At 59.0% G+C, this 20,431-nt stretch carries 17 protein-coding genes; 9 read left to right on the top strand and 8 right to left on the bottom strand.

Annotated features, from left to right (window positions below; translation table 11 throughout):
* Window positions 1-212: 212 nt before the first annotated feature.
* The 4 genes from chvE to araD1 all read left to right on the top strand — a co-directional run bounded on the left by chvE (window position 213) and on the right by araD1 (window position 5,214).
* The gene (gene chvE, locus QE453_RS20055) at window positions 213-1,277 is read left to right on the top strand and encodes a sugar ABC transporter substrate-binding protein ChvE (RefSeq protein WP_004443148.1); all 1,065 of its coding nucleotides are present in this window, start codon (window positions 213-215) and stop codon (window positions 1,275-1,277) included.
* A gap of 90 nt (window positions 1,278-1,367) precedes the next feature.
* On the top strand, window positions 1,368-2,906 hold the full coding sequence (gene gguA / locus QE453_RS20050) for a sugar ABC transporter ATP-binding protein GguA (protein WP_022556773.1): 1,539 nt from the start codon (window positions 1,368-1,370) through the stop codon (window positions 2,904-2,906).
* Window positions 2,903-4,099: a sugar ABC transporter permease GguB gene (gguB, locus tag QE453_RS20045; RefSeq protein WP_004443145.1), complete on the top strand. Its 1,197-nt coding sequence runs from the start codon at window positions 2,903-2,905 to the stop codon at window positions 4,097-4,099. The genes gguA and gguB overlap by 4 nt, the downstream gene beginning before the upstream one ends.
* A gap of 119 nt (window positions 4,100-4,218) precedes the next feature.
* Entirely contained in the window at window positions 4,219-5,214 is a 996-nt protein-coding gene (gene araD1 / locus QE453_RS20040; protein WP_309777817.1) for a 2-keto-3-deoxy-L-arabinonate dehydratase AraD1, read from the top strand.
* A gap of 197 nt (window positions 5,215-5,411) precedes the next feature.
* Here araD1 and QE453_RS20035 read toward each other — a convergent pair whose 3' ends face one another.
* The 7 genes from QE453_RS20035 to QE453_RS20005 all read right to left on the bottom strand — a co-directional run bounded on the left by QE453_RS20035 (window position 5,412) and on the right by QE453_RS20005 (window position 10,913).
* The gene (locus QE453_RS20035) at window positions 5,412-6,044 is read right to left on the bottom strand and encodes a histidine phosphatase family protein (RefSeq protein WP_309777815.1); all 633 of its coding nucleotides are present in this window, start codon (window positions 6,042-6,044) and stop codon (window positions 5,412-5,414) included.
* Between the two features lie 23 nt (window positions 6,045-6,067).
* Entirely contained in the window at window positions 6,068-6,484 is a 417-nt protein-coding gene (locus tag QE453_RS20030) for a VOC family protein (protein ID WP_309777813.1), read from the bottom strand.
* Window positions 6,485-6,539: 55 nt separating this feature from the next.
* Window positions 6,540-6,998, bottom strand: coding sequence for a GNAT family N-acetyltransferase (locus tag QE453_RS20025; RefSeq protein WP_309777811.1), 459 nt, complete (start codon window positions 6,996-6,998; stop codon window positions 6,540-6,542).
* Window positions 6,999-7,114: 116 nt separating this feature from the next.
* A complete protein-coding gene (locus QE453_RS20020) occupies window positions 7,115-7,711 on the bottom strand; it encodes a bifunctional 2-polyprenyl-6-hydroxyphenol methylase/3-demethylubiquinol 3-O-methyltransferase UbiG (RefSeq protein ID WP_022556769.1) in 597 nt (198 codons plus the stop codon).
* Window positions 7,712-7,715: 4 nt separating this feature from the next.
* Window positions 7,716-8,537 (bottom strand): transglutaminase family protein, encoded by an 822-nt coding sequence (locus QE453_RS20015; protein WP_004443136.1) that lies wholly within the window; start codon window positions 8,535-8,537, stop codon window positions 7,716-7,718.
* Between the two features lie 21 nt (window positions 8,538-8,558).
* Window positions 8,559-9,500 carry an alpha-E domain-containing protein gene (locus QE453_RS20010; protein WP_004443135.1) on the bottom strand — a complete coding sequence of 314 codons (942 nt, stop codon included), beginning with the start codon at window positions 9,498-9,500 and terminating at the stop codon, window positions 8,559-8,561.
* Window positions 9,501-9,503: 3 nt separating this feature from the next.
* The gene (locus QE453_RS20005) at window positions 9,504-10,913 is read right to left on the bottom strand and encodes a circularly permuted type 2 ATP-grasp protein (protein ID WP_006699591.1); all 1,410 of its coding nucleotides are present in this window, start codon (window positions 10,911-10,913) and stop codon (window positions 9,504-9,506) included.
* Between the two features lie 437 nt (window positions 10,914-11,350).
* Between QE453_RS20005 and QE453_RS20000 the strand changes: the two genes are divergently transcribed.
* The 4 genes from QE453_RS20000 to QE453_RS19985 all read left to right on the top strand — a co-directional run bounded on the left by QE453_RS20000 (window position 11,351) and on the right by QE453_RS19985 (window position 14,644).
* Window positions 11,351-12,247, top strand: coding sequence for a DMT family transporter (locus tag QE453_RS20000; protein ID WP_278066954.1), 897 nt, complete (start codon window positions 11,351-11,353; stop codon window positions 12,245-12,247).
* Between the two features lie 78 nt (window positions 12,248-12,325).
* Window positions 12,326-12,943: a L,D-transpeptidase gene (locus tag QE453_RS19995; RefSeq protein WP_004443131.1), complete on the top strand. Its 618-nt coding sequence runs from the start codon at window positions 12,326-12,328 to the stop codon at window positions 12,941-12,943.
* Between the two features lie 239 nt (window positions 12,944-13,182).
* Complete coding sequence (locus QE453_RS19990) at window positions 13,183-13,572, top strand: DoxX family protein (protein WP_004443130.1); 390 nt, start codon at window positions 13,183-13,185, stop codon at window positions 13,570-13,572.
* Between the two features lie 163 nt (window positions 13,573-13,735).
* The gene (locus tag QE453_RS19985) at window positions 13,736-14,644 is read left to right on the top strand and encodes a DMT family transporter (RefSeq protein ID WP_072494740.1); all 909 of its coding nucleotides are present in this window, start codon (window positions 13,736-13,738) and stop codon (window positions 14,642-14,644) included.
* 135 nt (window positions 14,645-14,779) lie between these two features.
* Here QE453_RS19985 and QE453_RS19980 read toward each other — a convergent pair whose 3' ends face one another.
* Window positions 14,780-16,252, bottom strand: coding sequence for a DEAD/DEAH box helicase (locus tag QE453_RS19980; protein ID WP_004443127.1), 1,473 nt, complete (start codon window positions 16,250-16,252; stop codon window positions 14,780-14,782).
* Between the two features lie 500 nt (window positions 16,253-16,752).
* On the opposite strand from QE453_RS19980, the gene QE453_RS19975 reads away from it, so the two are divergent.
* The gene (locus QE453_RS19975) at window positions 16,753-20,427 is read left to right on the top strand and encodes a response regulator (RefSeq protein WP_309777808.1); all 3,675 of its coding nucleotides are present in this window, start codon (window positions 16,753-16,755) and stop codon (window positions 20,425-20,427) included.
* The last annotated feature ends 4 nt before the right edge of the window (window positions 20,428-20,431 follow it).

Raw genomic sequence — 20,431 nt, 5'->3', positions numbered from 1 at the left:
ATATCATAATTGATATATGGAAACTGATTTATTCTATTTGACAGTTATATGGATTCAGAACAATTTGCGGAATGCCGGGGAGGAGCGGCAGCTGTTCCATTTCGCAATTGCGAAAAGGGAGCGAGCAGGGCGCGGCTTCTTCCTCTGACGGCATGAATTTCCTGGTGCACCGCAACATGCGGGTCCAGAGAAGGGCTCAAGGGAGAGAGTTAATGAAGTCCATTATTTCGCTGATGGCAGCTTGTGCCATCGGTGCTGCGTCTTTCGCAGTGCCGGCTTTCGCACAGGACAAGGGCGCTGTTGGCATCGCCATGCCGACCAAGTCTTCCGCGCGCTGGATCGATGACGGCAACAACATCGTCAAGCAGCTTCAGGAAGCTGGTTACACGACCGACCTGCAGTATGCCGACGACGATATTCCGAACCAGCTTTCCCAGATCGAAAACATGGTCACCAAGGGCGTCAAGGTCCTCGTGATCGCCTCGATCGACGGCACCACGCTGTCGGACGTGCTGAAGCAGGCCGGCGAGCAGGGCATCAAGGTCATCGCTTATGACCGCCTGATCCGCAACAGCGGCGACGTCAGCTACTACGCCACCTTCGACAACTTCCAGGTTGGCGTTCTGCAGGCGACTTCGATCGTCGACAAGCTTGGTCTGAAGGATGGCAAGGGTCCGTTCAACATCGAACTCTTCGGCGGCTCCCCTGATGATAACAACGCCTTCTTCTTCTACGACGGCGCTATGTCTGTTCTCCAGCCTTACATCGACAGCGGCAAGCTCGTCGTGAAGTCCGGCCAGACCGGCATGGACAAGGTCGGCACGCTGCGCTGGGATCCGGCAACGGCCCAGGCCCGCATGGACAACCTTCTCTCGGCCTACTACACCGACGCCAAGGTTGACGCCGTTCTGTCGCCTTATGACGGTCTTTCCATCGGCATCATCTCCTCGCTGAAGGGCGTTGGTTATGGCACGAAGGATCAGCCGCTGCCGGTCGTTTCCGGTCAGGACGCTGAAATCCCGTCCGTGAAGTCGATCATTGCCGGCGAACAGTATTCCACCATCTTCAAGGACACCCGCGAACTCGCGAAGGTTACCGTGAACATGGTGAATGCCGTTATGCAGGGCAAGGAGCCTGAAGTGAACGACACCAAGACCTATGAAAATGGCGTCAAGGTTGTTCCGTCCTACCTGCTGAAGCCGGTTGCAGTAACCAAGGAGAACTACAAGCAGGTTCTCGTCGATGGCGGTTACTACAAGGAAGACCAGCTGAAATAAGCCTGATACACATGCGGGGATGGCTTGGCGTCATCCCCGTTTTTCCATAAAAATAAAAACGCCGGAATTAATCGGGCGCTGGATTGCGATATGGCCAATACCATTCTCGAAATGCGGAACATCACCAAGACGTTTCCGGGCGTGAAAGCGCTTGAGAACGTCAACCTCAAGGTTAAGGAAGGTGAGATCCACGCACTCGTCGGTGAGAACGGCGCGGGAAAGTCGACCTTGATGAAGGTCCTTTCCGGTGTTTACCCCGCCGGCACCTATGAGGGCGAAATCCACTATGAAGGCGCAGTGCGAAACTTTCGCGCCATCAACGACAGTGAAGATATTGGTATCATCATCATTCACCAGGAACTGGCGCTCGTGCCGCTCCTGTCGATTGCGGAAAACATCTTCCTTGGCAACGAGGTCGCCTCGAACGGCGTGATCAGCTGGCAGGAGACCTTCAATCGTACCCGCGAACTTCTGAAGAAAGTGGGCCTGAAGGAATCACCGGAGACGCTGATCACCGATATTGGCGTCGGCAAGCAGCAGCTGGTCGAAATCGCCAAGGCGCTGTCGAAAAGCGTGAAGCTGCTTATCCTTGATGAGCCGACCGCTTCGCTGAACGAAAGCGATTCCGAGGCGCTGTTGAACCTGCTGATGGAATTCCGCAAGCAGGGCATGACCTCGATCATCATCACCCACAAGCTGAATGAAGTGCGCAAGGTGGCCGACCAGATCACCGTGCTGCGCGACGGCATGACCGTGAAGACGCTCGACTGTCACAAGGAAGAAATCAGCGAGGACGTCATCATCCGCAACATGGTGGGCCGCGATCTCGAAGATCGTTATCCGCCGCGCGACGTGCCGATCGGCGAAACCATCCTCGAAGTGAAGAACTGGAACGCCTATCACCAGCAGCACCGCGACCGCCAGGTTCTGCATGATATCAACGTCACCGTGCGCAAGGGCGAAGTCGTCGGTATTGCCGGCCTGATGGGGGCAGGGCGCACCGAATTTGCGATGAGCGTGTTCGGCAAGTCCTATGGCCACAAGATCACCGGTGAAGTGCTGATCAACGGCAAGCCAGTTGACGTCAGCACCGTGCGCAAGGCAATCGATGCCGGTCTTGCCTATGTCACGGAGGACCGCAAACATCTCGGTCTCGTGCTCAACGACAACATCCTGCACAACACCACACTCGCCAATCTTGCCGGCGTCTCGAATGCCAGCATCATCGACGACATCAAGGAAATGAAGGTGGCGAGCGATTTCCGCACGCGCCTGCGCATCCGCTCGTCGGGCATCTTTCAGGAAACGGTCAACCTTTCGGGCGGCAACCAGCAGAAGGTTGTGCTCTCCAAGTGGCTGTTCTCCAATCCCGACGTGCTGATCCTCGATGAACCGACCCGCGGTATCGATGTCGGCGCGAAATATGAAATCTACACCATCATCAACCAGCTCGCTGCCGATGGTAAAGGCGTTCTGATGATCTCATCGGAAATGCCCGAACTGCTCGGCAATTGCGACCGCATCTACGTCATGAACGAAGGCCGCATCGTCGCTGAATTGCCGAAGGGAGAGGCGAGCCAGGAAAGCATCATGCGCGCTATCATGCGCTCAGGGGAGAAGAACTCATGAGTTCGGCAAACACAACAAACGAAGAAAGTAACGTCGTCTCGGTCACATCCTATATTCGCTCCAATATCCGCGAATATGGCATGCTGATCGCGCTCGTCGCCATCATGGTTTTCTTCCAGTTCTACACCGGCGGCATCCTGTTCCGCCCCGTGAACCTGACCAACCTCATCCTGCAGAACTCGTTCATCGTCATCATGGCGCTGGGCATGCTGCTTGTCATCGTGGCCGGGCATATCGACCTTTCGGTCGGTTCCATCGTCGCCTTCGTCGGCGCGATCGCGGCCATACTGACCGTGCAATGGGGCATGAACCCCTTTCTGGCGGCATTGATTTGTCTCGTCATCGGCGGCATCATCGGTGCGGCCCAGGGTTACTGGATCGCCTATCACCGCATTCCGTCCTTTATCGTGACGCTGGCGGGCATGCTGGTGTTCCGCGGCCTGACGCTCTTCGTGCTCGGCGGCAAGAACATCGGTCCGTTCCCGACCGATTTCCAGATTATCAGCACCGGCTTCCTGCCCGATATCGGCGGCATTGAAGGTCTCAACACCACCTCTATGATCCTGACGGTGCTGATTACCGTCGTGCTGTTCTATCTCGCATGGCGTCGCCGTGTCGTGAATGTGAAGCATGGCATCGATGTCGAGCCTTTCGGTTTCTTCATCGCCCAGAACCTGCTGATTTCGGCCGCGATCCTGTTTCTTGGCTACCAGCTTTCCACCTATCGCGGCCTGCCGAACGTGCTGATCGTGATGCTTGCTCTCGTTGCGCTCTACAGCTTCGTGACGCGTCGCACGACGATCGGCCGTCGCATTTACGCCATGGGCGGCAATGAAAAGGCGACCAAGCTTTCGGGTATCAACACCGAACGCCTGAGCTTCCTGACCTTCGTCAACATGGGCGTTCTGGCTGGTCTCGCCGGCATGATCATCGCGACCCGCCTCAACTCGGCAACGCCGAAGGCCGGCGTGGGCTTCGAGCTTGACGTGATCGCGGCCTGCTTCATCGGTGGTGCTTCGGCATCCGGCGGCGTTGGCAAGATCACCGGTGCGGTCATTGGCGCCTTCATCATGGGTGTCATGAACAACGGCATGTCGATCGTCGGTCTCGGCATCGACTTCCAGCAGATGGTCAAGGGCCTCGTGCTGCTCGCCGCCGTGTTCTTCGACGTCTACAACAAGAACAAGGGCTGATCGGCTCACCCCTATCGCAGTCCAAAAAGTGGCCGGTTTCCGGCCACTTTCATAAGATGCAGGCGCAAGGCGCCGCGTAGAAGAGATAAAGGCGCACTGCGCCGGAGGAAGGAAATCCCGTGCTCATTTCACAGATTAAAGATGCCAGCGGCAACATCACCGTAGCGGTTCGCGAAGAAGGCGGAGAGGCACGCGCAGTCAAGGGCGCAGAGTCCGTTTATGCGCTTGCCATGGAAGCCGCCAATGGCGACAAGAACCTTGCAGATGTCATTTCCGCGCATGGTCTGGGCGATGCCGTCGATCTTGAAAAGGCTTATGCCGAAGGTCGCTTCCTGCCGCCGATCACCCATCCCGATCCGGCCCATCTGCATCTGACCGGCACCGGCCTTACCCATCTCGGTTCGGCCGCGACCCGCGACAGCATGCACAAGAAAACCACGGAAGCCGCCGAGGAAAGCCTGACGGACTCCATGAAGATGTTCCGCATGGGTCTGGAAAACGGCAAGCCGAAGGCCGGTGAAAAGGGCGTTCAGCCCGAGTGGTTCTACAAGGGCAACGGCCATGTGGCGGCAGCGCCCGGTGCGGCGCTCACCTCGCCTTCGTTTGCGCTGGATGGCGGCGAAGAGCCTGAGATGGCAGGCATCTACGTGATTTCCGACAAGAGTGAAGCGGTGCGTATCGGCTTTGCCGTCTCGAACGAGTTTTCCGATCACGTCACCGAGCGGATCAACTATCTCTACCTCGCCCATTCCAAGCTGCGCCCGGCAAGCTTCGGCCCGGAAATTCGCGTCGGAGCTCCGCCGTCCGATATTCGCGGCACCTCGCGCATCCGTCGCGGTGATAAGGTCATCTTCGAAAAGCCGTTCGTTTCGGGTGAAGACAACATGTCCCATACCTTCGCGAACCTCGAATATCACCACTTCAAATATGGCCTGTTCCGTGCGCCTGGCGATGTGCATGTGCACATGTTCGGCACGGCAACACTTTCCTTCGCCGAAGGTATCAAGCCGGAAGCGGGCGACGTCTTCGAAATCGAAGCCGCCGGTTTCGGCCTGCCGCTGAAGAACCCGCTGGCGGTCGATGCGGAAGAAGAGATCGTGGTTCGGCAGATCTGATCTGCGAAAGTAGCACGTAAAGGGTTGAGGTGTGGTCTCGGAGTATTCCCACCTGTCAACGTCATCCTCGGGCTTGACCCGAGGATCCACAACCCGGCGCTCACATGGATCTTCGGGTCTAGCCCGAGGATGACGCTAGAGTTTAGGTTTTGTGTCCAATCGTCCCTTTGCGAGGACGATTTTCAAGCGGGCTCTTGTCAGCCATCACCGTTAGTCAGATGCGAAACATCCGCCAGTGAAACGACGGCGCGGTTCTGCCAGTAATCGTCTTCCTTCAAATGCGTTATGCTGCCGGAGCGCGCCGGAAAGCTGACATAACCGGCGCTGTCGATCGGCATCTTGATCCATGCCGCGATGACGAAGGTCAGGGCGAAGCCATGGGTCACGATGATCTGCGTGGCGCAGGGCCGCGCGATGATCATGTCCACGGTCCGATATACCCTCTCAGCAAATTCGCGTCTCGTCTCGCCATCGGCAATACCGCCACGATGGTCAAGGCGATTATGGTGCGGTGCCGGGATTTGACGCTCATCGAGCCATTGCTGCGGCATGCCTTCGGCCTCACCGTAGCTCATTTCCCTCAAGTCACGCATGGTCTCCATTCGCTGCCCGAAGCGTTCCGCGATGATTTCTGCGGTCTGCGAGGCGCGAAGCAGGTCGGAGGTGAAGATTTCCACGGGCTCACCACCGACCAGCGTCGCCAGTCTGGCAGCCGCCGCCCTGGCATCGGTCCTGCCGTGCGGCGTCAGTCCGGTATCATACCAGCCGCCGACCCGGTTCTCGACATGGTGGACCGACTGAGGATGAGTTACGACATAGATGTTCTTCACGGTGGCGTCCTGTTTCTTTGCGGTCAGCCCTGTTCAAATCCCCAGAGCTTGCCTTCTCCCACTTCCACCGAGTTCCCGGAGGGGTCGCGGATATAGACGGAATAGCTATCATTCGGCCAGCGGTGATAGTGCTCGATAGGAATCCTGAGCGTTTCGAAGTGCGCTTTCCAGCCGTCCACCTCCGACTTGTCCCTTGCGTAAAAGCAGAAGTGGCCTTCACCTGCCGTGCCATGGCGAGGGATGGGATTATCGGGATCGGCCTTGCGCGACTTCTCGGGGTCGAAAACCAGCAGTACCTGCCGCCCGCACCTGAAAAAGACGAAGCTTCCGGGCACCTTGCGGATGATCTCCAGCCCGAAGACATCGCGGTAAAAAGCCTCGGCGGCTTCGAGATCATTCACATAGATCGCGGTTTCCATGATGGCTGTTGGCGGTTGCATGGTGCCTCCTATGGTCGAGATGTGGTGAGGAATGATGGGTAGGCGGCGGGCGGCGTCATGTCTTGTAGGTCAGCACCGTAAGATCGTGCTTGCCGACGCCCCGTTCGAGGATGGTCCAGCCGCAGTTGAGGTAATAGTCCTCAAGACTTGCCTCGCAGCAGAGGTAGCACGTCTCGTGACCGAGTTCGGCGGCCCTTTTTGTTGCGGCCTGCATCAACGCGCGCGCCACGCCAGAGCGTCGGCGGTCTTCTTCCACCCACAGGGCCGCGACCCAGGGAAGATAGTGCGGGCGCTCCTCGAGATCGCAATGAATGAGAAAAGCGGAGCCGACATAGGCGTCGCCATCACGGGCGACGAAACCGGTGGGGAGGGCGTGAGGATTTGTCATCTCTTTCAGGTGCTCGAGGACATCGCCCACCTTGAGGCCGCTATCTTGCCACCAGGCCGTCCAGACCCTTTCTGCTATGATGGGTCCATGCGACTGGCAGTCGCGATAGTCGGAAATGCTGTACAATGCCGTCTCCCGGCCGGTTTTGTCCCAAAAGGATAAACCGGATCATGCTTTCAACTGAGAACGGCGATTAAAACGGGTGCTGCGCCTTTTTGCAACCGTCAACCTGTCGCGGTTGGTCAGTGCTTTTTGGCCGTGACATGCAGCCAGTCTGTCGGCAGCTTGTCGTAACCGCTTCCCTGCCGGGCTTCGATCTCTACGCCCGTCCAGTCATATTGCCCGTAAAGCTCCTCCAGCCATGACCTGGACGGATAATTGTAATAGCGGCCGAACGTATCGCGTCCTTCAGCCTCTCCGGCCTTGAAGCTCGCATAAAAGATGCCGCCCTGTTTCAGTGCCGTGTGGATGCGGCCGATGATGCCCGGCAGGGCAGGGCGGGGCACGTGCAGCAGGCAGGCATTGGCCCAGATGCCGTGATAGCGTCCGACCTCATCGATATCTTCGAACAGCAATGTCCTGACAGGAATGCCGAGTCGGGCTTCCGCAGCCTTCGCTATATCGGGCGTTCCATCGGTGGGATGCACGTCGAAACCGGCTGCCAGCATATATTCGCTGTCCTGCCCGCCGCCGCATCCAAGTTCGAGGATGGTCGCGCCTTTTTCCAACTGCGACAGAAATGTCTTGAGATGCGGGCGGTCTGCTGCCTGCCCGCGGGTGGTATAGGCGGTTGCGTTGTCAGTATAGAAACCGATCGTATCGTCGTCTCTGGCGGCCATGATCTCAGCTCTGGGACTGGCTCTGGCTCTGCGATTGCTGCACGGTAACTGAAACGCTCAGCGTCTCACCGGCCGGGCCGATGCGCATGCCAGATATAGGCGCGCAATCGCGATAGCAGAGACCGGATGCGATGCGGACATAACGGTCATCGGGGCAGATATTGTTGGCGGCGTCGAAGCCGACCCATCCAAGGCCCTGCAGATGCACCTCGGCCCAGGCGTGGGTAGCGGTTTGTTCCTCCACCGCCTCCATCATCAGATAACCGGATACATAACGGGCAGGCAGGCCCATCTGCCGGGCAGCGGAAATGAGAATATGGGCGTGGTCCTGACAGACGCCCCTGCCAGCCTCCAGTGCCGCTTCGGCCGTGGTTTCGATGTCGGTGGAGCCGGGAACATACTCCACCTTGCCGTGAATGTTTTCCATGAGATTGTGGAGGCGGGCAAGCTCGCTCTCGCCGACGCTCACCTTCACCAGTTCGCGTACCAGCTTTCCCGGTTTGGTCCGCGGCGTTTCCCGCAGGAAGAGCCAGAGCGGCGCGTTGCCGATGTGGTGACCGAACACGCCGGCCTTGTCCTGCGTGTTCACCGTGCCGCTCGCCACCACTTTGACCCGCTGCTGTGGGCCTTCCGTTTCCACCAGCGCGACGCGATTGCCGAAATGGTCGTCATAGGTCACTTCCACGGTGGCGCCATCGACCGAGACATCCCAGTCCTCCACCGTCTGGCTCGGGCCGGTCTGCGGTGTCAGGCGCAGCCGCTGCAAGGCATAGGGCATCGGCTCGTCATAGACATATTCCGTCGTATGGGTGATTTTCAGACGCATAAGCTGTCCCCGTCTACGCGCTCATTGATAGAAGCGGTAGCCTTCCGTTATTTCCTGTCCCAGTTGCCCGTTGCGATGGACGAATCTTTCCAGAAACTCGTGCAGGCCCTCGTCCATGACCCGGGCGATGGTGGTCGCGCGCAGACTGTCGCGGATGCTTTCCGCCGTATCGTGTGCCTTGTGCCGCTCGCTGTAGTCCTCGGCGATGTAATTGAGGTTGCTGGCGATCTTCTCGTAACAATAGGCAAGCGAACGCGGCATGCGTCCATTGAGAATGAGGAAGTCGGCGATGTTGGCCGGTTTGTATTCCGCATCATAGACCCAGCCATAGGAACGGTGGGCCGAAACCGAGCGCAGAATGGATTCCCACTGCGCATTGTCGAGCGATGAGCCGACATGCGCCACAGCTGGCAGCAGCACGTAATATTTGACGTCGAGAATGCGCGCCGTATTGTCGGCGCGTTCGATGAAGGTGCCGATACGGGAGAAATTATAGAGATCGTTGCGCAGCATTGAACCGTGGAAGGCGCCGCGCACCAGACCGGCGCGGTGTTTGATCACGTCGATGGTCTGCGGCAGTTCCGCATGGTTGAGCTTGCGGCCGAGGATGTTCTTCAGCTCGATCCAGAATTCGTTGGTGGCTTCCCATGTCTCGCGCGTCAACGCCGTGCGCACCATGCGGGCATTGTTGCGCCCCGCTTCGATGCAGGACATGACGCTGGATGGGTTCGATTTCTCGCGAAGAAGATAATCGATAGCATTTGCCGCCGTCACCTTTTCGCGTGTTTCGAGGAATTCCTCGTGCACGCCCGCGCTTTGCAGCACGCCGTCCCAATCCTCGTCGCCGCTGCCTGAGCGCGTCAGTGAAACGCGCAGGCCCGCATCGATGAGCCGGGCGATGTTTTCAGCGCGCTCAATATACCGGAACATCCAGTAGAGCCCGTTTGCCGTTCTGCCCAGCATGGCTTAATCCTCCAGTACCCACGTATCCTTGGTGCCGCCGCCCTGGCTGGAATTGACCACCAGCGAGCCCTGCTTGAGCGCAACGCGGGTCAGGCCGCCGGGAATGATCTGCACCTTGTCCGAAACAAGCACATAAGGACGCAGATCGACATGGCGCGGCGCGATGCCGTTCTTGACCATGATCGGCACGGTGGAGAGCGACAGCGTCGGCTGCGCAATATAGTTGGATGGGCGTGCTTTCAGCTTTTCGGCAAACAGCGCCCGTTCCTTTTTCGATGCGGTGGGACCGACCAGCATGCCGTAACCGCCTGAACCGTGGACCTCCTTGACGACGAGATCGGCAAGGTTGTCGAGAACGTATTTCAGGCTGTCCGGCTCGGAACAGCGCCAGGTCGGCACGTTTTCTAGGAGCGGCTTGCGGCCGGTATAAAATTCGACGATCTCGGGCATGTAGGAATAGATCGCCTTGTCGTCGGAAATGCCGGTGCCGGGGGCGTTGGCGATGGTGATGTTGCCGGCGCGATAGACATCCATGATGCCGGGAACGCCAAGCGCCGAATCCGGCCGAAAAGTCAGCGGGTCGAGGAAGTCGTCGTCGACGCGGCGGTAGAGAACGTCGATGGCCTCATAACCGCGTGTCGTGCGCATCTTCACCTTGCCGTCCATGACGCGAAGGTCGGAACCTTCCACCAGTTCCACACCCATCATGTCGGCGAGGAACGAGTGCTCGTAATAGGCGGAATTATAGATGCCGGGGGTCAGCACCGCGACGCGCGGCTTGCCGGTGCAGCCCGGAGGGGCAAGCGAGGCAAGCGACTGGCGCAGCAGATAGGGGTAATCCTCCACCCGTCGCACGCGGTTTTCATGGAAAAGTTCCGGGAACATCTGCATCATCGTTTCGCGGTTTTCCAGCATGTAGCTGACACCGGAAGGCGTGCGGGCATTGTCTTCCAGAACATAGAACTGGTCTTCGCCGGTGCGGACGATATCCGTGCCGACGATATGGGTGTAGACCCCGCCAGGCGGCGTGAAGCCGATCATTTCCGGCAGGAAGGCTTCGTTCTTTTCGATGATCTCACGGGGGATGCGCCCGGCGCGGATGATTTCCTGTTTGTGGTAGATATCGTCGAGGAAAGCATTGAGGGCGAGAACACGCTGTTCGATGCCCTGGGCCAGTTTGCGCCACTCACGGCCGGAGATGATGCGCGGGATAATATCGAAGGGTATCAGTTTTTCTGAACTATCGGCGTGGCCATAGACTGCGAAAGTAATGCCGGTTTTTCTGAAGATGTTTTCCGCGTCTTTTGATTTCTGGATCAGGTGTGCCCTGTCCTGCCGGCTGTACCATTCGTTATAGTTTTCATATGGGCTTCGCGGCGTGTTGTCCGCATTTATCATTTCGTCAAATGCCAACTTCGATGTCCCCTTTTTTGCCATATGAATACAACGACAAATGCAATGCAAGAACTATGCAGGCCTCCCCGAGAAGATTTTTTGTCGCTCTAGAGTTTTAAAAAAGAAGCGTTTTTTCGGCTTCCGCCTATAAATGCGGCATCGGCAAATTGGTTGCGGGGCGACGAGCGGTGTAAGCGGGCGGTGGCGCTGTTTGCGCCGTGGGCGAATGCATAAATTTTGTTCGCTCGCTTTCGGTTGATGAATGTCCGGCGTCGCATCAGAAAATCTGAAAGATGTGATCACCAAAACGCCTTTGACCTTTTGCCGGGATGCGGATACCGCCATGCTGAACACCCGGCTCGACTATTCGCCGGTTCGCGTGAAGCCGCAGAAATATCAATTCGCCGTCTGTTCCGCACCGGTAGCGGACATCATGCTACACAGAGGATGCGCCTATGTCGCTCGACCGTTTGGCTCCGGCCATCTTCGTCTTTCTCTGGTCGACGGGCTGGGTCACCGCCAAATATGCGGTCTATTATACCGGGCCGCTGACCTTCCTCTGTCTGCGCTATCTTCTGGCGGGCGTTTTGCTGTGGGCGATCTGCCGCTTTTCGTCCATCCAGTGGCCCGAAAGTCGTGTCGATATCTTCCGGGCGATCCTGTCAGGCGTCTTCCTGCACGGTCTTTATCTCGGCATGATCTGGTGGGCGATAGGGCAGGGCGTGCCGGCGGCGATCGGCGGCATTATCGCCGGCCTGCAGCCGCTGATGACGGCGGTGGCCGCCCGTTTCATGATCGGCGAAAGGATTTCGCCGCTGCAGCGCGCCGGCCTGCTCATCGGCTTTGCCGGCATCGCCATCGCGGTGCTGCCGAAGGTCATGGCCGCGGGTGCTGGCGGGCTGTCGGTGCCGCTTTACGCCGTGGCGGTGAATGTGCTGGGCATGACCTCGGTCACCTATGGCACGCTCTACCAGAAGAAGTACGTGCATGGCGGCAACATCATGGCGGTGGCAACGCTGCAATATGTCGGCGCGCTGCTGGTAACGGTTCCCTTCGCGTTTCTGCTGGAAGATGGGCATGTGGACTGGAGCCTCGGCCTTGCCGCCACGCTCGCCTGGTCTGTCGGCGCGATTTCCATCGGGGCCGTGGCGCTGCTTCTTTATCTGATCCGGCGCGGCCAGGTTTCGCGCGCCGCTTCGCTGATCTATCTCGTGCCGCCGCTTGCCGCGGTGGAAGCCGCCCTGCTTTTCGGCGAGACGCTGACGCCTGCAATGATTGCAGGCACGGTTCTGGCGGTGACAGGCGTTTATCTCGCCAATCGCAAACCTGCCGCATCGGTTGCGGCGGGTTAATTACTGCAACCTCATATTAGGGGTTTGTTAACCATAAAATTATACCTCTCGTTAATCACATGATTTGGCGGGGGTTACATGTCTATTTCACGTCGTGGTGTTCTGTTTGGATTGCCGCTGTTTCTGGCTGGCTGCGCAAACACCGGCATCGGCCAGCACAGGCTGGATTACGCGGCGAAGCCGGAGGAAAAATTCCCGCTTCCCGCCATGCATCTCGATAAGGTGAAGCCCGAACTGCGCCGGCAGGAGGTGGCCTATGATACGCGCCATCCGGCTGGAACGGTGGTTGTGGATACGCCGGCGCGGCGGCTTTATTATGTTCTCGGCGACGGTCGCGCAATGCGCTACGGCGTCGGTGTAGGCCGCCAGGGTCTTGCCCTGAAGGGTGACGCCTATATCGGTCGCAAGGCGGAATGGCCATCCTGGACACCAACCGCGAACATGATGCGCCGCGATCCGCGCAATCTGAAATTCGCAGCCGGCATGCCCGGCGGCCCGAACAATCCGCTTGGCGCCCGCGCGCTCTATCTTTATCGCGGCGGCAACGACACCATGTTCCGCCTGCATGGCACCAACCAGCCGCAGTCCATCGGCCACGCCATGTCGAGCGGCTGCATCCGCATGCTGAACCACGACATCATCGACCTCTATAGCCGCGTGCCTGTCGGTTCGAAGGTGGTGGTGCTGCAGGCGTGAGGCGGGACGGTTTTTCCGCCTGTTGCGATCGAAAAAATGTCTGAAGCCCTGAGTTGATTTTTCTGTAAGAAAGTCAATTTTCTATGGTGAAATCAACTATTTGTAGAAAATGGCGTTTTGAGTATTTTAGGTAGTTCTGCAATATCGGAAACGTGATTTCCGCTATTTCGGAGGTGTATCCATAAACGTGCCATCGCGCTCTTATCGGCGCTTCACCACTTCAACGGGGACACATCAACATGGCAATTTTCGATTCTCTCTCCCGCTATCGCCCACAGGCACTCGGGGCGCTGCGCATCATGACGGCGCTGCTTTTCATTTCGCATGGAACGCAGAAGCTGTTCGGTTTTCCGGCATCGCAGATGGAAGGCTCCCTGCCGACGATGCTGCTGGTGGCGGCGATTCTGGAATTCGTCGGCGGCATTCTCGTGCTGATCGGCCTTTTCACGCGTCCGGTCGCATTCATCCTGTCCGGCCAGATGGCGGTTGCCTATTTCATCGCGCATGGGCCGAAGAGCTTCTTCCCGGCACTCAACGGGGGTGATGCCGCCATCCTGTTCTGCTTCATCTTCCTCTATCTGTTCGTGGCCGGTCCGGGCGCTTTCTCGGTGGATGAGCGCCGGGCCTGATCTGCCTGACCGGACATCGATTTGTTTTGCCGAAACCCCGCGTGGTCAACGCCGCGCGGGGCTTCTTTTTAGAGCAGGATCGATACTTCGGCCGCGGCCGAAGCATAGGCGCCTGTTTTCCGGTTAAGAACGGGTCACCCTCAATCTAGTTGGAAATCGATCCGTGTCCTCTGAGAACCCCATCGCCCGCGAATTGCTGCTTCTGGCCCTGTTGTCCACGCTGTGGGCCGCATCCTACACTTTCATCAAGATCGGGGTGGAGACCATTCCGCCCCTTACCTTCATCGCATCGCGCACAATGATCGCCGGTCTGCTGCTCTTCGCGGTGATCCGGCTGCGCGGGTTGCGTTTGCCTACGGATTTAGCGACGTGGCGGCTGTTCTTCATTCAGGCCTGTATCAACAGCGTTCTCCCCTTCACGCTGATCGCCTGGGCTGAACAGAGCATCGATGCCGGCCTCGCCGTCATTCTCAATGCCACGACGCCGATCTTTACCTTTCTTCTCACGGCGCTCGTGATCCGGCATGAGGCAGTCAGCGGGCGCAAGCTGTTCGGCACGATTGCTGGCATGACGGGCGTTTGCCTCATTATCGGCATGGAGGCACTTGATGGGGCGGGCGAGGCGATATGGAGCCAGCTCGCCGTGCTGACAGCGGCATTTTCTTATGCCTGCGCGGCCATTTTCAGTAAAAATTTCAAAGGGCTCGATCCGATCATGCCGGCCGCCGGCTCGCTTATCTGCGGTGCTGTCCTGCTGCTGCCCGTGAGCCTGATTGTCGACCGACCCTGGACCTTGTCGCCTTCGGCGGCATCACTGGCGGCGCTGTTGTGCCTTAGTGTGTTTTCGACCGCGCTCGCCTTCATGATCTATTTCCGGCTGATGCAGACGCTCGGTTCGGTCGGTACCACCTCGCAGGCCTATCTCAGGGTGCCGGTCGGGGTCGCCATCGGCATGGCGTTTCTGGGGGAAATGCCGACGCCCGCCATGTGGGGTGGGCTCGTCTGCGTGATTGCGGGCGTGCTGGCGATGACCCTGCCGTCACGGCGTCGTCCGGTCGCGCAGGGGAACTGAAGGCGAAGAAAAGCCCCGCTACCGGGTGTGGCTGCGGGGCTTAATTATTGGCGAGCGCGTGCCGCTTGTCTTCTCCCCGGCGGGGAGAAGAAACGCCCGGCAATGCCGCGGCGTCCTCAATCCATTCAGAACGACTTAACGGTTGCGGCCGCGATGGCCGTTGCCGGAAGCGCGTTTTTCCTGACCGTTGCCGCCGGCAGGGGCGTGGCGGTTGGCGCCGCTGCCGCCGGGCTTGCGGGCCGGACGACGATGCTTGCGCGGGCCAGCCGGGCGGCCTGCGTCGCCTTCGGCCTGCTTCACGCGCTTGAAGTCGGATGTGACTTCAAGATCATTGTCCGCATCGCGCGGCGCGTGGTGGCGAGACGGGCGGGATTCGCCGTTGTGGCGTCCGCCTTCGCGCGGGCCGCGCTGCTGGCCGCCATTGTTATTGCGTCCGCCGCGGTTGTTGTTGGGGCGCGTCGGGCTGGCAAGACCGGCCGGGCGTTCACCAGAAGCAACCGGAATATCGATCTTCATCAGCTTTTCGATGTCGTGCAACAGGCGGGTCTCGTCCGGTGCGCAGAAAGCAATGGCGATGCCGTCGCGGCCGGCACGGGCGGTACGGCCGATGCGGTGGACATAAGCGTCCGGTACTTCCGGCAGGTCGTAGTTGAAGACGTGCGTCACGGCCGGGATATCGATGCCGCGGGCCGCGACGTCGGTTGCGACCAGAACCTTGATCTCGCCGTCCTTGAAGCCCTTCAGGGCGCGCTCGCGCTGGCCCTGGCTCTTGTTGCCATGGATGGAGGCGACCTTGAAGCCGATATGTTCGAGATGCTTGTAGAGCTTCTCCGCACCGTGCTTTGTGCGCAGGAATACGATGGCGCGGCCATCCGGGTTCTCGTTGAGCGACTTCTTCAGAAGCTCGGTCTTGTCGTTCTTGCCGGCAACAAAGTGGACATATTGCTCCACCTTGTCGGCTGCCTTGCCGGGCGGGGTCACTTCGACCTTCAGCGGATCGGTCAGGTAGCTGTGGGCCAGATCGGCGATCGCCTTCGGCATGGTGGCGGAGAAGAGCAGCGTCTGGCGCTTGGCGGGCACCATCTTCGAGATCTTGCGCAGATCGTGGATGAAGCCGAGGTCGAGCATCTGGTCCGCTTCGTCCAGCACCAGATAGGTGACCTTGGAGAGCGAGATGGCGTTGCGGGCGATGAGGTCAAGCAGGCGGCCGGGGGTTGCCACCAGAATGTCCGTGCCCTTTTCGAGCTGGAGTTGCTGCTTGTTGATCGATGCGCCGCCAACCACCTGGTTGATGCGCAGCGGCGTCTTCTTCACGAAAGCGCGGAGGTTTTCGCCGATCTGGTTCACCAGCTCGCGGGTCGGGGCAAGGATGAGCGTGCGGCAGGTGCGGTTTGCCGGGCGGTCCGCCTGCTTCATTAGCATTTCGATGATCGGCAGGCCGAAAGCGGCGGTCTTGCCGGTACCGGTCTGTGCGAGGCCGATCAGGTCGCGGCCTTCGAGCAGCAGCGGGATGGCTTTTGCCTGAATGGGGGTCGGGGTTGTGTAGCCAAGCTGGGTAACGCTGGCAACAATCTTTTCGGAGAGGCCGAGTTCGCTAAAACTGGTCAATATAATGCCTTTCGGGGCGCCAAAAACCAATCGTCCGGAACAGGGCTGCTGTCCGGCGGTTTCGGCGTCAAGAACCCCGCGTGAATTGGGAACTTGTGGGTTGGAATAACTTTCTGCGCATCAGTGCGGCACATGCCGTCTTCTGTATTCTCTGCGCTTTTCCTTCATGCGGGCCAAGTCTCTCTCGGACCAAGTCTTCTCAACATACGCTGCAGCTCACGCGGCTGCCGAAGGTGAAAGCTTGACCGGCATGTGGGCGTTTTACTCGCCAAAGTCAAGCGATAGTTTCATGACATGGCTGCCGGACGGCGCATGGCAGCCATGCGGAACGCCGCCGCCAGCTGGCCGAAGAGTTGAGTCGCAGCGAATAATTATGGTTAAAAAAGTGTATTGCCGGGCAGGGCGCATAGCAAAAACAGATTTTCTCACATAACGTTTTTGCGAGTCATCTAGAAATATTTGATTCGACAAAAGTGAAACTGCACGCTGTGGAGTATCGATTGACCGAGGGCAGCGGGTTGCTGGAAAAGGCTTGCAGGGCTGTGGCCGCCCTGAACCTGCCCGCGTGCATCAAGGACAGCGAGCTGCGCTATCTCGTGGTCAACGCCGCCTACGCACGGTTGATGGGGCGTCCCCTCAGGGCGTTCGAAGGCCACACCAGCCTTTCCCTCTCGGCTGATATCCGTGATGCGGAGCGGGAGGACAGGGAGCGCCGTTCACTCGTTTTTGCAACGGACGAGGTGATCGCCTGCCATGCCTCGGTTTCCTCCCTGCCATACACGCTTCGCTGCGAGCGCTTCACCGATGATGACGGCAGCCTGTTCCTGTTCGAAACGGTGGAAGACATGCCCTTGGGCGTTCTGACGGGGACGGCGGACATCGGCGGGGCGTCGGACCTGCTGTTCAGTAGCGGCCTCATGGATTTCATCGATGCCGGCATCGTCGTCTACGATGCGGAAAACCGGCTGGTTTATTGCAATGCCCGTTTCGCGGAGTTCTATAGCGGTTTTGGGGTCGAGCTGAAGCCGGGCATCCGGCTCGAGGCGCTGATGGAGGCGCTCTATTTTTCGAGCGGATATCGTCGCGTCAAAGAAGACGACCCTGCGTTCGAAGGCTGGATGCGGGAGCAGTTGCGTGATTTTTCCCTGCCCTATCTCGAAAGGGTGGAGCAGTTCGCCGATGGCCGCTGGGTGCGCATGGTCAACAAGCGGCTGGAAAACGGCATGCTGGTTGGCCTGCGCATCGATGTGACCGAGTTCAAGGCGCACGAGACCCTTCTCAGCGCCCAGATCCGCGAGACCTGGTTGCTGCGCGCTGCCCTCGAACAATTGCCGGTGGGGGTTTTCCTGAGGGATCAGGACAGGCGGCTGACCTATGCCAATGCCGCCTATGATGCATTTCTCGGCGGCAATCTCGCCGACTATATCGGCAAGACCGAATCCGAAATGTTCCCGCAGAATGGCTCCCAGTTCCAGCAGGAAAACGAACGGATCTTGCAGACCGGGGAGGCGCTCGAACGCACGGGAAACATGCCTCAGCGCAACGGACGAGCCATTCCCGTCATCACGCGGCTCGGCCGCGTTGCGACACCGGATGACGAATATTACCTCGTGGGTTCCGTCACCGATGTCAGCCTCCTGCAGGAGCGGGAGAAGGCGCTGATCGCGACACAGGCCGAAGCCGAGGCGCTGCATCGCCAGCTCGAAGCGGTACTTCACGCGCTGCCCGTGGGGGTGCTGCTTCTCAGCGCCGATCTCGTCATCGAATATGTCAATCCGTTCTTCTACCAGGTCTGGGGCGAAATCGGCGGCGAGAAATCACTTGTGGGCAAAGACTATCGCGAATTCATGAGGATGAATTTCGATAGCGGCCTTTATGATTATGGCGATCGGCCTTTCGACGAGGTCTATAGCGAGCGGGCGCAGCGGCTCCTGAAGGATGAGGCCTTTGCCCCCCGCGAGGTGCGCAGCAAAAGCGGCAAGGTGACCGTCATCTCCAAAACGCGCCTCGAAGGCGGAAAAATCCTCAGCACCTATGCCGATGTGACGGATGTGCGAATGCGCGACGCCGAAATCAGCAAGGCGAAGGCCGAGCTGGAGCGCGTCGGCGAATATATGCAGGGCGCGACGCGCGCTATGGCGCAGGGCCTGGTGCTGGTGGAGCAGGGCACGATCATCATGTCCAACGAGGCGATGGCGCGGATGTTCGATGTGCCGCCCGAGCTGCTGGAAAAGGATCGCGACTGGTCCGGCTTCTTCGCCCATTGTGCCGCGCGCGGAGATTTCGGCACGGCCGAGGAAGCGGCCGCGATGCTTAATGCCTGGAAAGACAACATTGCCGCCAACCGGCCGTTCTCCTGGCTAATCCATGTCGCCGGCAAGAGCTGGCTCAACCTGGAAGCCACCAACAGTTCCGGCAATTACTGGCTCGTGATCGTCACCGACGTGACCGAGATGAAGATGCGCGAAGGCGAATTGCAACGTCTGCTTTCGCGGGCGGAAGCGGCGGACCGCGCCAAATCGGAATTTCTGGCCAATATGAGCCATGAGATCCGCACGCCGATGAACGGCGTGCTTGGCATGGCGGAGCTTCTGGCCAAATCCAACCTCGATACGCGCCAGAAGACTTTCACCGACATCATCGTCAAGTCAGGCAATGCGCTTCTGACGATTATCAATGACATCCTCGATTTCTCCAAGATCGAAGCCGGGCAGATGAAACTGCGCAGCGTATCTTTCGATCCGGCGGAAGCCGTTGAGGATGTGGTTTCGCTCCTGTCCTCGGCGGCGCTGGAGAAGAACATAGAGCTGGTGGTGCGGATCGATCAGTCGGTGTTCGGCAAGGTCATCGGTGACGCCGGACGCTTCCGCCAGATTGTTACAAACCTCGTCGGGAATGCCGTCAAGTTCACCGAAACCGGCCATGTGCTGGTGGAGCTTTCTGCGCAGTCAGCGGAAGCTTCGGAGGCTATCCTGTCGCTGCGTGTCGAAGACAGCGGGATCGGTATTCCCTCCGACAAGCTGGAGACGATCTTCGACAAGTTCAGCCAGGTCGATAGTTCCGCCACGCGCCGTCACGAAGGAACCGGGCTCGGCCTGGCGATCACCGTCGGCCTTGTCGGGCTGTTCAACGGCAAGATCGATGTCGTCAGCGAAGTGGGCAAGGGGTCGAGTTTCGAGGTCAACATCCCGTTTCAGATGACCGAAAGGCGGAGGGATGTCCCACCTCTTTCGGTGGCGATCGAAAATATCCGGGTGCTCGTCATCGATGACAACGATGTCAACCGGCGCATCCTGACGGAGCAGCTGCAAAGCTGGGGCATAGACGGCCATGCCGTCGAGGGTGGGCCCACGGGCCTTGCAGTGCTGCAGGAAGCCGCAGCGGTGGGTCTTTCGATCGACGCCATCATTCTTGATTATCACATGCCTGTCATGAACGGCCTGGACGTCGTGGAGCGGATCAGGGCGGATCGCCGTTTCGACGACATCGCCATCATTTTCCTCACGTCCATGGATGTCGTGGGTGACGAGACGCTCTTTACCGATCTCAACGTGCAGGCCCATTTGATGAAGCCCGCGCGGGCGCGGCTGTTGCGCTCCACCCTGTTCGACGTGGTGCGCGACGTGCGGCTGAAACGCGCGCGGCCGGAAGCTTTCGCAGGTGTCTCGGACGGCGGTTCGTCCCGGCCGGAAGGTCCTGCTTCAGAAAAGAAGCGGCGGGCAGAGGTGCCGACAGTTTCCGTCCGGCTGCGGCCCAGCCTGATCGATGTGCTGGTGGCCGAGGACAATGACGTCAACCAGATTGTTTTCACGCAGATTTTGCAGCAGACGGGTCTGCGGTTCCTGATCGTCGGCAATGGGAAAAAGGCCGTTCAGGCGTGGGAGGAATATAATCCCGCGATCATCCTCATGGATGTCTCCATGCCTGTCATGAACGGGCATCAAGCAACGCAGGCGATCCGGACGGCCGAACTTGCGGCCGCCGAAGGCCGGCATGTGCCGATCATTGGCGTGACGGCCCATACGCAGGATGCTGACCGCGATCTATGCCTGCAGGCCGGCATGGACGATTATCTGTCGAAGCCCATCAGCCCCGAAATTCTCGAAGACAAGATCGCCCAGTGGCTGGGTGAAGATATTCCGCGTCGGGTATCTGATGACGCAACCGGTCGCTGATGTC

Source organism: Agrobacterium sp. SORGH_AS_0440 (genome assembly GCF_031453135.1).
Classification (GTDB): Bacteria; Pseudomonadota; Alphaproteobacteria; order Rhizobiales; family Rhizobiaceae; genus Agrobacterium; species Agrobacterium pusense.
This window is presented reverse-complemented; position numbering and strand designations above follow the sequence as displayed.